This is a genomic window from Pisciglobus halotolerans (genome assembly GCF_900113675.1).
Classification (GTDB): Bacteria; Bacillota; Bacilli; order Lactobacillales; family Carnobacteriaceae; genus Pisciglobus; species Pisciglobus halotolerans.
In genome coordinates this window covers 81085-95459 of sequence record NZ_FOQE01000002.1, presented here as the reverse complement: position 1 = coordinate 95459, position 14375 = coordinate 81085, and the positions used below count along the sequence as shown (strand labels likewise).

The following is a 14375-nucleotide window of genomic DNA, read 5'->3' as shown; positions in this document are numbered from 1 at the left end:
AGCGTTAATGACCAACTCAGGAGCAAGATAGAGTTTGAGTTTGTTATAAAAGAGCGTTAATGACCAACTCAAGAGTAAGATAGAGTCTGAGTTTGTCATAAAAGAGTGTTAATGACGAACTCAGGATCAGGATAGAATTTGAGTGGGTCATAAAAGAGCGTTAATGAAAAGCTCAGGAATAGAATAGAATTTGAGTTAGTCAATAACCTATAAAGATTGCACATGATCTGAAGAATCATTTTGTTTCTATTTGTACAAAAAGCGTATGGGTAACAAACGATCAATAACTAAAAAATAGTAGAAAGTTTAGCAAGGGCTAGGAAATAGAGGGATAAAAGAATTCTCCTATCTTTCCTCAAATAGGTATGTTAGCATGGCTCTGAGTGGCACATTAGATTTGTTATTAAAAAAGAAAGGAAGGGATAAGGATGCCAGAGACGCGTTCAGATATACATAAGGAAAGAAAAAAGAAGCGAAGTGGAAAAAAGCTCGGTTGCGGTTTACTGAGTCTCCTTTTGTTAGCTGCGCTGGGGACAGTGGGCTGGAAAATTTATAGTGACATTCATGGCACAACGAAAAAAATGTTTCAAAACGTGGAATCAGAAAAGGTGAAAAAATGGACGGCATCTACTACGAAATGATGAGCGACCAAGAAATCGATCGCGTGTCCAACTTGCTACGCGAACAATTAGAACTAGACTGATTTCCAAAAGAAACTTAAGCCTCTCTGTGTTGATCATTGACACATGAGAGGCTTTTTTGACATTTAGCTTAGGTCAAAACGCTTCGCTAAGCGCTTAAAACAAAGCGACGAGATTCATAGAATGAACAGCAGAAGGTTCTTCTTTGACAAGGGAATAAGGGTTTGCTATCTTGAAAGCAAAGTGACCTCCCTCCCTGCATCTCTTCTTCAGGCTCCCCCACTTTGATTTGTCCGCTCATATTTTCAGATAGTGGTTCTTCCTCTTTAACTTTGGTAAAGAAATTTCCTACGGTCGATGGGCTACTGATGGAAAGCCATGAGAACACATTGAGTCGAAAATCGCGTCTCAATGCTTGCAAGCTTCAAACTTAGTGTAACGGCTAAAGCCTAACACTAAGTGATTCACATTGCATCTTTTTTCATGGCTATCAGTAGCCCTATGCGCCTCCTGAAATTTCTAGAAATAGGATCTAACGAGCTTAGCATTAAAAAAATTGCTTTTTTACAGACCAACGTTAAATATTGTAGAACCCGGATAGTAAGCCAGCCTATGAACAATACAACCAATTTTTACAGCAGTTAATGAAAATGCATTGAAAACAAAATGATTGCACTCCTTCCTCATTCTCTTTATAATCAAAAACAATCATGAAAAGAACGAAAAATGAGATCGATGAAAAGGTTGTGGTCAATATGAACAAACAAATGAATAAAAATAGCCGCTTCCTTTATTGGATACCAGTCAGGCTATGGATGCTGCTGATTTTTTTCTTCTCAAGTCAGCCGGTTGATGATTCTTGGAATCTAAGTTATGAAGCCTTGCAACTGTTTGTCCCCGCTGTCAAAGTACTGCAAGTTCTCTTCTTTCTGCTCTTAGCAGGAGGAGTACTTGTTTTTATGAAAAAAAAGGGTGTGCAAATCGGCCTAAAAGAAGTACTGCTGCTGGTTGTGGGTTTACTCATCCTTTATCTATTGTCGGTTCAACTGAGGCAAGTATTGGCGCCTGTTCACTTGCACCATTTTTTGCGCAAAAATGCTCACTTTTTTATTTACCTTATATTAGGTGTCCTCGTCAAACATGCTTTCAAAAAAAGTGGCGTTCTTGGGTTCAAGGCTGTTGTTTTCACTTTATTGATCTGCGCTGGTTACGCAGCGACAGATGAATTCCACCAATTATTTGTACCTGGAAGAGGAGGATTGGTGTCAGACGTAGGGATCGATACAGCGGGAGCCAGTCTAGGGATATTGCTGCACAGTGTAGGGCAATGGCTGCTTCAGCGAAGAATACGGTCTAAAAAAGTTCAAAAGCGAAGCGTCAGCAACTAAAACCTGCAGACGCTTTTTTTATTTGAGCAACTAACGCAGGCGCTTTAAAGAAAGAAGCTCTTTTTTGAGTTTCTATTTGCTCAAGGAGCTTGTATGATAAAGATATCGGAAAAAATGGAACGAGCAGCACAGGAGGTACAAAATGAAACGAAGAGGAACAGCTTTTTATATTTCATCACATGGATTTGGTCATATGACACGATGTTTAGCACTCATCGAAGCGATGCTGGAACAAACAGACCAATTGATTTACTTGGCAGGCGGCGCATTTCAAAATGATTTTGCCCGGCACTACTTGAAGCCTTATCAAGATCGCGTGATCTATAAAGATTTGCAAACAGATGTTGGTCTAGTCGCTTTTCAAAATGGATTGAAAATCGACCAGGTTGAAACTGAAAGACAGCTGCAAGCTTTTACCGCAAAATGGGAAAATATTGTTGCTGAAGAAGTGAAACAACTGCAGCCTTTATCCATTCGTTGTGTGGTAACAGATATTAGTCCGATCGGGGCTTTAGTCGGCGGAAAGTTGGGTGTCCCGACGATTGGTATTTCTAATTTCACTTGGGCAGAACAATATGAACATTATGGGATCGACCCTCAAGTGGTGCAGCAGTTTCAAGCGGCTTATGCCCATTTGACCCATTTCATTGCTTATGCATTAGCCTTGCTCCAGCTGGAAATCAGCTGTCCAAGAAGCGATATCGGTTTTGTTGCACGTCAACAGAATGCCAAAAAAATACAAAAGATTCGCGAGACTTACGGAGAGAGTCTATTTATTTCTTGCGGAAAGTCGGTCAATTTGGACAAAATAGAAGTGAAAAATTTTGACGGAACGATTTTCGCAACCAGCGGCGTAGAAGTCAGCGGAAGCGGCAACGTTGTTCAACTGCCGTCCGATTTATTGGATACACAAAACTATGTTGCGGCTAGCCGCTTAGTGATCGCGAAAGCTGGCTGGGGTACTATAGCCGAAGCTGTCACGTCTGGCAAAAAAATGCTATTGATCGAAAGACCGGGCGTGCTGGAAGATACGGCCAATATTAGAGCATTGGAAAAACGAAAAGTGGCGATCTCTCTGGAAGAAAAAGCGTTGCGTCAATTAGACATGGAAACGATCAAAGAAAATCTTCAGTCGTTAACTGGTTATGAAACGGAAGCGGCTTTTCTGAATGAAACGGATCGTGTGTTAGAACTGATCATGAGATTTTCCTCGTTGCATTAAACAAGTACGTAGAATCTTTGCTGAGCCGCTTCTTTCGGCGAATAAGATAAAAACTGTTAAGATAATGATAGGTATCCTATTTAGACATCTGATCGAAAGGAGGTTAATGGACCAATGGGAGTGATCCAAAAGTTCTCAGAAAAATTTCCTATTCTTTCCAATTTTTTGTGGGCCTTGTTATTTTCTATTGTGCTATATGCATTGACCCGCTTTCTCTTAAATCGGCTTTATCCGCGTTTGAAAGATACGGGAAATTGGTATGTCACTCGTAAAGTAGCTCGGTGGATCAACAATTTGGCGATCTTTTTTATCTTTTTATTTGTATTCAATGACAAGTTGACGGGCCTTTCAACAACGTTAGGACTGGCAAGTGCCGGCATTACCTATGCTTTGCGCGAAGTGATCGTTAGTTTTGCAGGCTGGTTCGCGATCATGTTTGGCGATTTCTTCAAAACGGGTGAACGTGTGCTGCTCGGCGGTATCAAAGGAGATGTCGTTGACATCGGCGTTTTGCGCACAACGTTGATGGAGATCGGAGAATGGGTCGAGGGTGATCAATATACCGGCCGATTTGTCCGTGTTGCAAATAGTTATATTTTCAATTCTCCGGTCTATAATTATACCGCTGATTTTGATTATTTATGGGATGAGATCCATATTCCGATTCGTTTTAGCAGCGATATAGAAGAAGCAAGAAACATTCTTTTAGACCTTGCAGATCACCAAATCGGCAACTATAACGCTCCGGCGACTAAAGAATGGAAAAAAATGCAGCGCAAGTATCAATTAAAAGATGCTTCTTTGCGCACTCAAGTTTATGTTACCTTCAATGAAAATTGGATCGAAATGAGTTTGCGTTATATTGTTGATTACAAAGAGCGCCGCGCGGTCAAAGACAAGCTTTCAATGGAGATCTTGAAGCGTTTCAAAGCAGCAGGCGATAAGATACAAATCGCAGCTGACACCATCGAAGTCATCAGAACATCTAACACAGCTGATAGAGAAAAAAGAAATCATCAGCCAATTGATTGAGTGAGATAATGATAACTCGCCCAAAGTGGGTTTGAGCTGTCACTATAAAGATAGATAGTGACAGCTTGAAAATCAAAATGAAATCGAGCTGTCATTATAAAGTTATTTAGTACTAAATAACGAATAGGAGCATTCCCGCATCTAGCGATAGTGTGTCTAATCAACCTTTTTTTGGCCAAAAGTCTGATTTACAGAGCTGCAAGAATGTGATACGCTTGTGATTGTTAAAAAACGTACATCAGAATGAAGTTGCGTTCAAAGAAGAGGAGATTGTTATGCATTACTTATTTGATTTGATCAAAGGTGCTATGATCGGGATCGCGAATATTATTCCAGGCGTGAGCGGCGGAACGATGGCAGTATCTTTGGGTATTTACGATAAAATGATCTATTCGATCACGCATCTATTTAAAAACTGGAAGATGAGTTTGAAAATCTTGGTTCCTTTACTGCTGGGAGCAGGGATCGGTATTGTCGGTTTTACTTATGTCATCGAGTTTTTGTTAGCCAATTACACCTTGACGACAGCAATGGCTTTTATCGGCATGATCTTAGGCGGTTTACCGATTTTGTTTCGCTCTTTAGGGAAAAGCTTAAAGGATAACCAAGAGCACTTGTCTTTGGTACATATTTTGCTATTCGTTATTTTCTTTGCTATAGTGGTTGTTTTGCCAATGTTGCAAGGTTCAGAAGCTTCCTTAACTGCTTTTGAGCTGAATGCAGGTAGTTTGATCAAACTATTCTTAGTAGGTGTGATCACAGCAGCTACAATGGTGATTCCTGGCATCAGCGGTTCTTTGGTCTTAATGATTTTAGGTTACTACTATGGCGTCTTAAATACCATCACCGTTTTCTTATCAGCTTTGAGAAATTGGGATACCGCTATTTTATTTGATACTTTCTTTTTATTATTTGTCTTTGGAATAGGTGTGTTGCTAGGTATCTTTTTGATCAGCAAAGCGATTGAATTTTTGTTCCAACATTACAGTTCTTATACTTATGCAGCCATTTTAGGACTGGTCATCGCATCACCATTTGCGATTATTTACAATACGCACGCTTTAGGAGACTTACATGCCTCTATGGCTTGGCTTTATGTGATCGCAGGTCTGGTCTTGATGGTTTTAGGATATATAGCCACTTACAGATTAGGCGAAAAAGAATAGAAATCAGCAAACCGGATCAATCGACGATCCGGTTTTTTGTCTGCATAAAAAAGAGGTTCTTCCTCTTTTAACGTTGGTAAAGAAATTTTCTATGGTCGATGGGCTACTGATGGAAAGCCATGAGAACACATTGAGCCGAAAATCGCCTCTCAATGCTTGCAAGCTTCAAACTTAGTGTAACGGCTAAAGCTTAACACTAAGTAATTCACATTGCATCTTTTTTCATGGCTATCAGTAGCCCTATGCGCCTCCTGAAATTTCTAGAAATAGGATTCTAACGAGCTTAGCATTAAAAAATTGATTTTTACAGATCAACGTTAAATATTGTAGAACCAAAAAAGTTGATGAACACCGGTATAGCAACCTGTTGAGTCAGCATGGCGAGGTGAATGAATGCCAATGAATTAAATGCCCATTCATCTTGATTCTTTTGAAAGGGGGGGAACTCTCTTTGCCAAGCATTTGTGAACAGACTTGTCAAAAACGGAAAAAATATAGGAAGCCACGTCCAAAATGAATAGCTTTTGGTGTGGCGATATGCTAAAAATAAAAGAACAAAAACTATTCTACTATGAGGTACATAAACATGAAGAAAAAACGGTCTTCTCATTTGTCACTGTTGATCACTTTATTGCTGGTCAGTCTATTGCTACTGTTTCAGTTTTCCGCCAGCGAGTATCGTGCAATCAGTTTTGGTTTGCTGATGATTTCTGCGATTGCTATGCAGCTGTTGTCTTCTGCTAAAAATTTTATTTGGCTGTTGGCCGTGACTTTAGGAGTTGGTTTTGGAATGCTGTTTTTAACCGATGCTTCGATTGCGACTCAGCTTGAGTTGATCGAATCTTATACCTTCCTGGTCACTACTTTGATCATCATGTGGCTGCTGTTTGGCGAGATGAAAAAAGCGGATGCTCAAGTAAAGGCCGCACAGGCACATGCCAAAGAATTGGAAAAGTATATCGGTTCTTCTGATCTATTGACCTATACAGAGTTTGTCAATCGTGTAGATGTGATCACGACCGGAACAAAAAGAAGAGGAGAAGCCAATTATTATTTGCATTTTCATCTAAAGGCGCCTGCTATTACACAAACCGCTTTTGACGCCTTGTTTTGCGAAACGTTGTTGGCGACTGTGCGGACGCGTTTTGACTTAGTGACCAAGTTAGCAGATGATTCTTACTTAGTCTTTTTGCAACATACTGAAAAAGCTGGCTGTATGATTGTATTGGAGCGGTTCTTCAGCACATTGAAAACTAAGCTGGAAACAGACGATCTTCCAGTTGAAGTAGATGTATTAAATGAAAAAGAAGCTGTAGAGTTCGTTGATTTTCCCCAAGAAGGAGCAGTGGTTCGATGAGACCATTAATGATTGTTGTGATCGTCTTTTTTTGGGCGATGCTCTTGTTTTATTCACTTTTGACATTAGCTGGGGTGATCCAACGTTCAAGCAAAAGAAAATCAGTCATACTTGATCACTATCCATCGATCGCGATATTGATTCCGGCACATAACGAAGGAGTGGTCATGAAAGATACGCTAGAGGCGATGACGAAATTGCGTTATCCTGGCGAATTGAATGTATATGTGTTGGATGATCATTCTGAAGATGAAACAGCGTCGATCATTCAATCCTTCAGTTCGTTATTTGCACGTATCCACTATGTTAGTGTCCCACCTGGCAAACCAACAGGCAAATCACGTGTCTTGAACTACGGTTTGTCGATCACAGAGTCGGATTACTTTCTGGTTTTTGACGCAGATAATCAGCCAGAACCGGATGCAGTGATCGAGCTGATGCATGCGGCAGAAACGACCAAAGATGCTGCTGGGGCAGTCGGCTATGTTAAAACGATCAATGCTGACCAAAATTTGTTAACGCGAATGATCGCGATTGAATTTCAAGTATTCCAGCTGTTGATGCAAAGTGGTCGCTGGAAAGTTTTCAAAGCCGGCTCCTTAGCTGGCACCAATATGTTGTTGAAAAGAAGCGTTTTGGAAGCAGCAGGTGGTTATGATCCGTACGCACTGGCAGAAGATGCTGAGCTGACTGTTCGGATCACGGCGATGAAAAAGACATTGCCAGTTGTCCATCACTCCCATACATGGGAGCAGGAACCTGAAACCATGAAGACATTCATTAAACAGCGGACGAGATGGCTGACGGGAAACTTATATTTGTTAGAAAAATCGTTGCATGAATGGAGTTATTGGAATGGGAAAACATTCATTTACAGCATGCAGCATGTCTTAACGTATTTCTTTTTTGTTGTGCTGCTCCTATTGTCCAATTACTGGTTTGTCTTAGGTTTGCTGGGCTTTACGGTTCCTTATTTTGAAACGCCGTTGCTGTTGCTCTGGTTTTTGAGTTACGTGGTATATACCGCGCAGATCCTCAGTGCAATGGTGCTAGAAAATGCGATCACGCCGTTTAATGTATTTGTCGGAATGATCATGTATTTTACCTATGCACAATTATTTTTGATCTTGCTGTTGAAGAGCGGCAGTCAATACTTGTGGAGCCGGATCACAAAAACAACGATTTCGTGGGATAAAACGAAACGATTCAAAAAAGGTGAAACACTATGAAAAAAAATTTCTTAGTGGTCATAAGCGGCTGCATCCTCTTGTTCGTTTTGCTTGGTGTTTTAACGATGACTCAAAAAAAGGATGGCGTGCAACAAACAGTGGAACAGAATTACGTAAACGAAAAAGGTTTGATTAGGACTTACGGCAAAGCGCAACATGTAGAAGTCTTATCGGAAAGCATCGGTCAATATATGGCTTATTTGCTGCTGATCAAAGACGAAAAAACTTTTCAAGAACAGAGTGAATTGCTGCAAGAGCACTTTTTGGTAAAGAAGAAGGAGGATGTCTTTATCAAATGGCAACTGGGTGCAACAGTCTCAACAAACGCTTCAATTGATGACTTGCGCATCATTCGAACACTAAAAGAAGGCAGCCGAATCTTTCACCAACCTGAATATGCTGAGCTTGCTCAGAAACTAGAAAAGAGCTTGATCGATCATCAGCTGACCAATGGTATACTAACTGATTTTTATGATTGGGAGCTTGGAGAAGAAAGCCGAGAAGTGCATTTATCTTATATTGACTTTGCAGCCTTCAAAGAGATGCCGGCGATTGATGAAACAAAATATGTCCAAATGTTGCAAGGCGCTGTAGAAGAACAAACACCATTTTTCAAAGAAGTTTGGCAAATCGAAACGCAAACTTTTGCACCTGCTAGCGAAAAAGAAGTGAATTTGATCGACCAGTTGTTGATTGCGATCCAATATGTAAAAGGCAAGAAAGAAAAGCCAGCTGCCTTCGATCAATGGCTGAAAAATGAATGGCAAACTCAACAGAAAATATTTGGACAATATCAAAGAAATCATATTGTTCCAAATGTCTCTTATGAATCGAGTGCGGTTTATGCGTTGGCTGTGCAATATTTTCTAGCAACAGGAGAGGAATCTTTCGCCGAAGAGATCGAGCACACGTTATTAGAACAACCGCCATTCGATGTGGCCCATGATTACGGATCTGTTCATTTCTTTGATTATATACTAGCGCAAACAGCTGCGGAACAAATGAAACAACGATAGACAAAAGAGAATGTTTAACACTACAGCGAACGAACTTTAGACAGCAGTTTTCTCTTTCTAAATGGATGATTTTTGATCTGCATGGAGACATTGTTTACGATGTAAGCTGCTTTCAATAGAAGATATTTCCTTTTGAAATTTTTGTATACGAAGACTGCCATCAGTTTGAGTTGGTTAATAAGAGGCGTTAATAACTAACTCAAGAACCATAACTAGTTTGAGTTGGTCAATAAGAGACGTTAATGACAAACTCAGGAGCTGCAACTAGTTTTAGCTGGTCAATAAGAGGCATTAATGACAAACTCGAGAGCCGTATTGAGTTTGAGTTGGTCAATAAGAGACGTTAATGACAAACTCAGGAGCTGCAATTAGTTTGAGTTAGTCAATAAGTAGCGTTAATAACCAACTCGAGAGCCATAACTAGTTTGAGTTGGTCAATAAGAGGCATTAATGACAAACTCAGGAGCTGCAACTAGTTTGAGTTGGTTAATAAGAGGCGTTAATGACAAACTCGAGTGCTGTACTGAGTTTGAGTTGGTCAATAAGAGGCGTTAATGACAAACTCAGGAGCTGCGTCAAGTTTGAGCTGGTCAATAAGTGCAGCCATTCAAAAACAGTTCGAATGGCTGCGCAACTCGAGTGCTTTATCGAATGAGAGATTTAAGGGGTTAGATAGGTATACATTTGTCAACGCTAAAGTTTAAGGATCAAAATGCCTTTTATACAAAAAGACAGAAGAAGCGGAAATAACCGCATAGCCTATACACATAGTAGGCATTCATAGATCATTTATGATGTTCGTTGTTGTATTAAGGACTGCTGAATAAATAAAAATAGTGAAAATGAAAAAAGAACGAAAGGCCTATTATTTTTTAGTGCAACAATTCCGATTGAATGAGTAGGAAAGGAGTGATTGCTATGACAAAAGCGTGTTTACAGCTTTATTTTCAACCTAAAATCAATGTGACAGAAAAAACGATCATTGGTTATGAAGTTTTGCTCCGAAATAAAGAGGTACAACCCTGCTATCCAGCAGCTAAGATGGAAAGAGTGTATCATGATCAAAAGAAAAATGCTGTGTTTTTGAAATGGCTGCAACAAGAGCTAGATCAGTTGTTTCAAATGTATCCAAATATTTCATTATCAATCAATTTTGCGCCTCGGCAGCTTTTGTATCCTGAGACAAAACTGTTTTTTCAGCAGATGCGGACGCATGCAGTACAACTGATGATCGAAGTTACAGAAGATGTACCTTTGCTGGAGTTAACAGAAGAAAACGATTCACAGCAGCTGGAACATGAAATTGAAGAGACACTAGCTTTTATCAAGCAACAAGGTTATGCGATCGCATTGGATGATGTAGGCTCTGGACAGAATTCTTTAGATCGTGCGCTAAATTATGTGGGTTATCTTCAACAAATCAAGTTTTCTATTATCAAATGTGTTCATCAACAAGCTTCACATGAAACGATTGCATCATTTTTAAAAGCTTGGCAGCAATTTGCCAAGGAAAATCAAATCGATGTGATCATTGAAGGAATTGAAGACCAAGCGACAAGTGACATGCTGAAAAATGCTGGTTTACACTTGCAGCAAGGATATTATTTTGGCAGACCGGCAGCTGAGCTGAAACTGCAGCATTAAAAGAGGGGACTTTTCGGTAGGTAAAAGTCAGAAAGGAAGGCTTATGGTAACCGACATTTTATTAAGTACGATCGCCAATATCGCTATTTCAACTTTAGTATCTTATTTGGTGGTCCAAATCATTCCTAAAAAAAGAGTCTATACATTGACGGTTTGGCAGCAGTGTATCATTATTCTGATTTCCTGTGTGACGACCTTTGTCTTGATGTCTTTTTCGGTTGATTTGCCGCAACATGTTAAGATCGACTTGCGATACAATGTACTGATTTTATTGCTCTATTACTTTGGGCCGGTTATTTCTATTCCGACAACTTTTTTAACGGCTGTATTGCGGTTAAGCTGGGGGATTTATGAAGCAGCTATTTTCACCTTCATTTTGTATATTGCTTTGGGTGTAACATTGCCGTTGATCAACAAATGGTTAGCTAAGCACTTTAATAGTTATTTTACTGTGCTGATTTTAAATACGATTTACACGATCGCTTCCTCGATCAACTTGTTCTATATTTATGATGAACTGCAGCGCGTTTTTCTTATTTCTTTGAGCAACTTTTTGATCTCTAGTGTTTGCCTGATTTTTGAAGTGATGTTTATTGAAGATATGCTTACAAATGTACAATGTTTTCTAGATGAAATGGAACGTGCCCAACGCGATTACTTGACCGGTCTATACAACAGGTGCATCTTCAGCCAACAATGGCAGTTGATCCAAGAAGACCCTGAAGTCGTTCAAACGGCTGTTCTGATGCTAGATATCGATTATTTCAAATGTATCAATGATCAATATGGTCATGTAAATGGAGACTTGGTGTTGCGGCAAGTTGCCGAATTGTTGCTTCAACATTCTTCAGACCCTCAACACGTTTATCGAGTAGGCGGCGAAGAATTTTGTATCTTGTTGAATAACCTTTCGTGTGCCGAACAGCAGCAAATAGCCGAAGATATTCGCAGAACAGTAGAAGAAAAACCTTTTATGCTTGAAAATTTCCACACGATCCATTTGACCGTTTCGATCGGTTTAGCTTCTTCAGCTAACGAAAAAGACATGAAGAACTTATACCGCTTGGCTGATCAGGCATTATATCAAGCCAAAGAACAAGGAAGAAATCAACTTATCGTCAGAGACCTTGATGAAAAAAGGCCAAAACAGCAGGAACGGGAAAAAAAGGCTGCATCTAACGACAGTCTATCGCCTTCTTTTGTCGATAAAATGCCCATTAAAAAAAATAAAAGTCTTTTCCCTCATGAAACATCCGAAAAAATTTAATGCTCATCATACTGTTACGTTCTATTAGTGAATGTCTTTCTAGGAATCATTTTTAGTGAGAATTGCTCCAAAAGATGCTCGTTAAATTGGTAAGGATCAAACCTCCTAGAACTGGTAGGATAAGGAATTCTTTATTTGTTCAACAGAAATTTTTTTGAACACTATTTTTGTTCATAAGCAACATTTGTTGAAAAATTGTCTCATTTTTAATTGCTTCTTTGTGCTATACTACCTTCGAATAAGAGGGGACCTTGGAGGGAATCTAATGAGTAAAAAAAGAAAAAGACGTACAACATATGTGGGGTTGTTTGGAATCCTGGTGATATTTATTGTTGTGATGGCTAAACAAGATCCTTTATTTGCCAGTAGCCGAGAAAGCTACCGCGCATCTGACCAAGTTAAAGATGAAAGTTTTCTAGATCGCGCACGTTCAGTAACCAAGCGCGACGGGAAAGTAAATATCGTCGTTTTAGGAAGCAGTGTAACATTAGGGTTAGGGGCAACAGATGCTCAACCCGTTTGGGGAACCTTACTAGAGAATCATTTAAATCAATTAGAAGGCATTCAGACTCAAGTAATCAACATGGGGTATAGCGGATACAGTACAGCTGATTTGCTGGCCAAAAATAAAATTAGCCACGTCCTTAAAGCTAAACCTGATATCATTATTTTTGAACTTTGTCTGATTAACAATAATCGCTATCCACAAAATTCGATTGAACAAACTAAAGCGGACATCAGTTCGATCATGCAAACATTTCAAGATAAACTGCCCAATACGTTGGTTTTACTGCAGTCGGCCAATCCAACGATTTATAATGATGTGATTTTAGCTGATGGAAAAGTGACCTACGATCAATACAATAAAGAAGTCACTCGTTTTGTTCGTGCAAATGATTGGAATTATATTGATATTTACGAACTGATGAATGAGCGAATTGAGCAAAATGATGCCAAAGTTGAGCGGCTTTTGAATGATCATGTCCATCCAAATGGGGATGGTTATCGGTTATGGTACGACTTATTGGAAGAACGGTTAGATAAGCCTTTGCGGACTTTAAGATAAGATAGAAGATAAAAACTCTTGTCAGATGACAAGGTGCAATGACACCCAAAAGTTAGCTTTTTGGTTTAACTTTTGGATGCCGTTACCATGATCATCAAACAAGAGCTTTTTTATTGTCTTTTAAAATAGGGAAGCATCACTCATTTAAATTGGTCTCATCAAAGCTTGGAATTTTAAAAGTTTTTCGCAAATCATCAAGATACGGATTATCTTTCTTGAATACTTTGATCAAAGATTCTTGCGCTGAGAAAAAGATAAAATATTTTATGAGTTCATGAAAAGAATATGGCTTGAAAGGCGGAGAAGAATTGCGCAACTTTTGCTGAACAATATTTAATTCGACATGCAATGGCTGTCGGTAAGAATAGTGGGCTTCATCCAAAAAATGAGAAATGGCTAAATGTTGAGCATGGTAAAGAGTGGCGGAACGTTTCAATTGCTCTTTAAAAGAGTCAGAACTGATCGGAGCAATCATTTGGTGCTGGTTACGAAAATAAAGGTAAGTAAAATCGGTCTTTTTATTGATATTATAATGAAGAACATGATGCAATCCGATCCAACTGGCATTCTTATTGTTGCCAGCGCCTTTTTCAGGAACGAATAGTTGATCGCCGCAAATATAAGGGCAACGTTTTTTGATGCCGAAAGCTTTGCCAATATATTGGATATACGAATAAGGAACATTTTTCTCTGCAAAATAACGGGAAGTAATTTTAAAGGTACTTTCTTTTGATTTCATCGGAACTTGATCTAATTGAAATACCAATGAATTGAACGGTGTTTGTTTCTGGTGACTCAAGTCCATAATGTAAAAGGTTTGCTCATCAATATGAATGTTCTGATGTTCAAAGCTGATATCTAGTAATTCCTGCAATTCATTAAAAGACATTCTTAGCGGATCGAGGTGAAAGGCCGGATATTTAGATGTATAAGAAGCATCTCTTTCAAAAACATGGTCAGAGTGAATAAAGGGCACATCCTTTTGCGCCTCTATCGAAGAGAGGTCACACTCCTTTCTCAACCGATTTAAATACTGTTTGTATTCTTCACTAAAAAAGTCTTTCATACCAAAACTCCTTTATATAAAAATATTTAATTTACTTCGTTATTATAACTTTTGTAATCGCTTTCTAAACGTGAAGCAGATGATGTTTTCGTTAAAATAACATGTGTGAAATATAAGCAAATAACATGCAATTATCACTTTCGAAAAGGGCAGTTTTTAATAAAAAAATGTTTTGGTAGTCTTTCTTTAAGAAACGAGAGGTCAAAAAAATAAACTCATCTTTTTTATTTCTCAGTTGTTTTTATTTGTACTGTATCTTTATTTTCTTTAAGCTATAGGTA

At 39.0% G+C, this 14375-nt stretch carries 11 protein-coding genes; 10 read left to right on the top strand and 1 reads right to left on the bottom strand.

What is annotated here, in order from left to right; translation table 11 throughout:
- Positions 1-1351: 1351 nt before the first annotated feature.
- The 10 genes from BM057_RS01235 (at position 1352) to BM057_RS01190 (ending at position 13028) form a co-directional block, all read left to right on the top strand.
- Entirely contained in the window at positions 1352-2029 is a 678-nt protein-coding gene (locus tag BM057_RS01235; protein WP_143074461.1) for a VanZ family protein, read from the top strand.
- 142 nt (positions 2030-2171) lie between these two features.
- The gene (locus BM057_RS01230; protein WP_092090881.1) at positions 2172-3251 is read left to right on the top strand and encodes a glycosyltransferase; all 1080 of its coding nucleotides are present in this window, start codon (positions 2172-2174) and stop codon (positions 3249-3251) included.
- 114 nt (positions 3252-3365) lie between these two features.
- Complete coding sequence (locus tag BM057_RS01225; RefSeq protein WP_092090879.1) at positions 3366-4283, top strand: mechanosensitive ion channel family protein; 918 nt, start codon at positions 3366-3368, stop codon at positions 4281-4283.
- Between the two features lie 275 nt (positions 4284-4558).
- Positions 4559-5449 carry a DUF368 domain-containing protein gene (locus tag BM057_RS01220; protein ID WP_092090876.1) on the top strand — a complete coding sequence of 297 codons (891 nt, stop codon included), beginning with the start codon at positions 4559-4561 and terminating at the stop codon, positions 5447-5449.
- Between the two features lie 586 nt (positions 5450-6035).
- A complete protein-coding gene (locus BM057_RS01215) occupies positions 6036-6806 on the top strand; it encodes a hypothetical protein (protein ID WP_092090874.1) in 771 nt (256 codons plus the stop codon).
- Positions 6803-8035, top strand: coding sequence for a glycosyltransferase family 2 protein (locus BM057_RS01210; RefSeq protein ID WP_092090872.1), 1233 nt, complete (start codon positions 6803-6805; stop codon positions 8033-8035). The genes BM057_RS01215 and BM057_RS01210 overlap by 4 nt, the downstream gene beginning before the upstream one ends.
- A gap of 65 nt (positions 8036-8100) precedes the next feature.
- Positions 8101-9051, top strand: a complete 951-nt coding sequence (locus BM057_RS01205; RefSeq protein WP_143074460.1) for a hypothetical protein — start codon at positions 8101-8103, stop codon at positions 9049-9051.
- Between the two features lie 918 nt (positions 9052-9969).
- Entirely contained in the window at positions 9970-10695 is a 726-nt protein-coding gene (locus BM057_RS01200; protein ID WP_092090867.1) for an EAL domain-containing protein, read from the top strand.
- A 43-nt stretch (positions 10696-10738) separates the two neighbouring features.
- On the top strand, positions 10739-11962 hold the full coding sequence (locus tag BM057_RS01195; protein WP_092090865.1) for a GGDEF domain-containing protein: 1224 nt from the start codon (positions 10739-10741) through the stop codon (positions 11960-11962).
- Between the two features lie 265 nt (positions 11963-12227).
- Entirely contained in the window at positions 12228-13028 is an 801-nt protein-coding gene (locus tag BM057_RS01190; RefSeq protein WP_092090863.1) for an SGNH/GDSL hydrolase family protein, read from the top strand.
- Between the two features lie 136 nt (positions 13029-13164).
- On the opposite strand, the gene BM057_RS01185 is transcribed toward BM057_RS01190, so the two are convergent.
- Positions 13165-14094 carry a competence protein ComK gene (locus BM057_RS01185; RefSeq protein WP_092090862.1) on the bottom strand — a complete coding sequence of 310 codons (930 nt, stop codon included), beginning with the start codon at positions 14092-14094 and terminating at the stop codon, positions 13165-13167.
- Between the last annotated feature and the right edge of the window lie 281 nt (positions 14095-14375).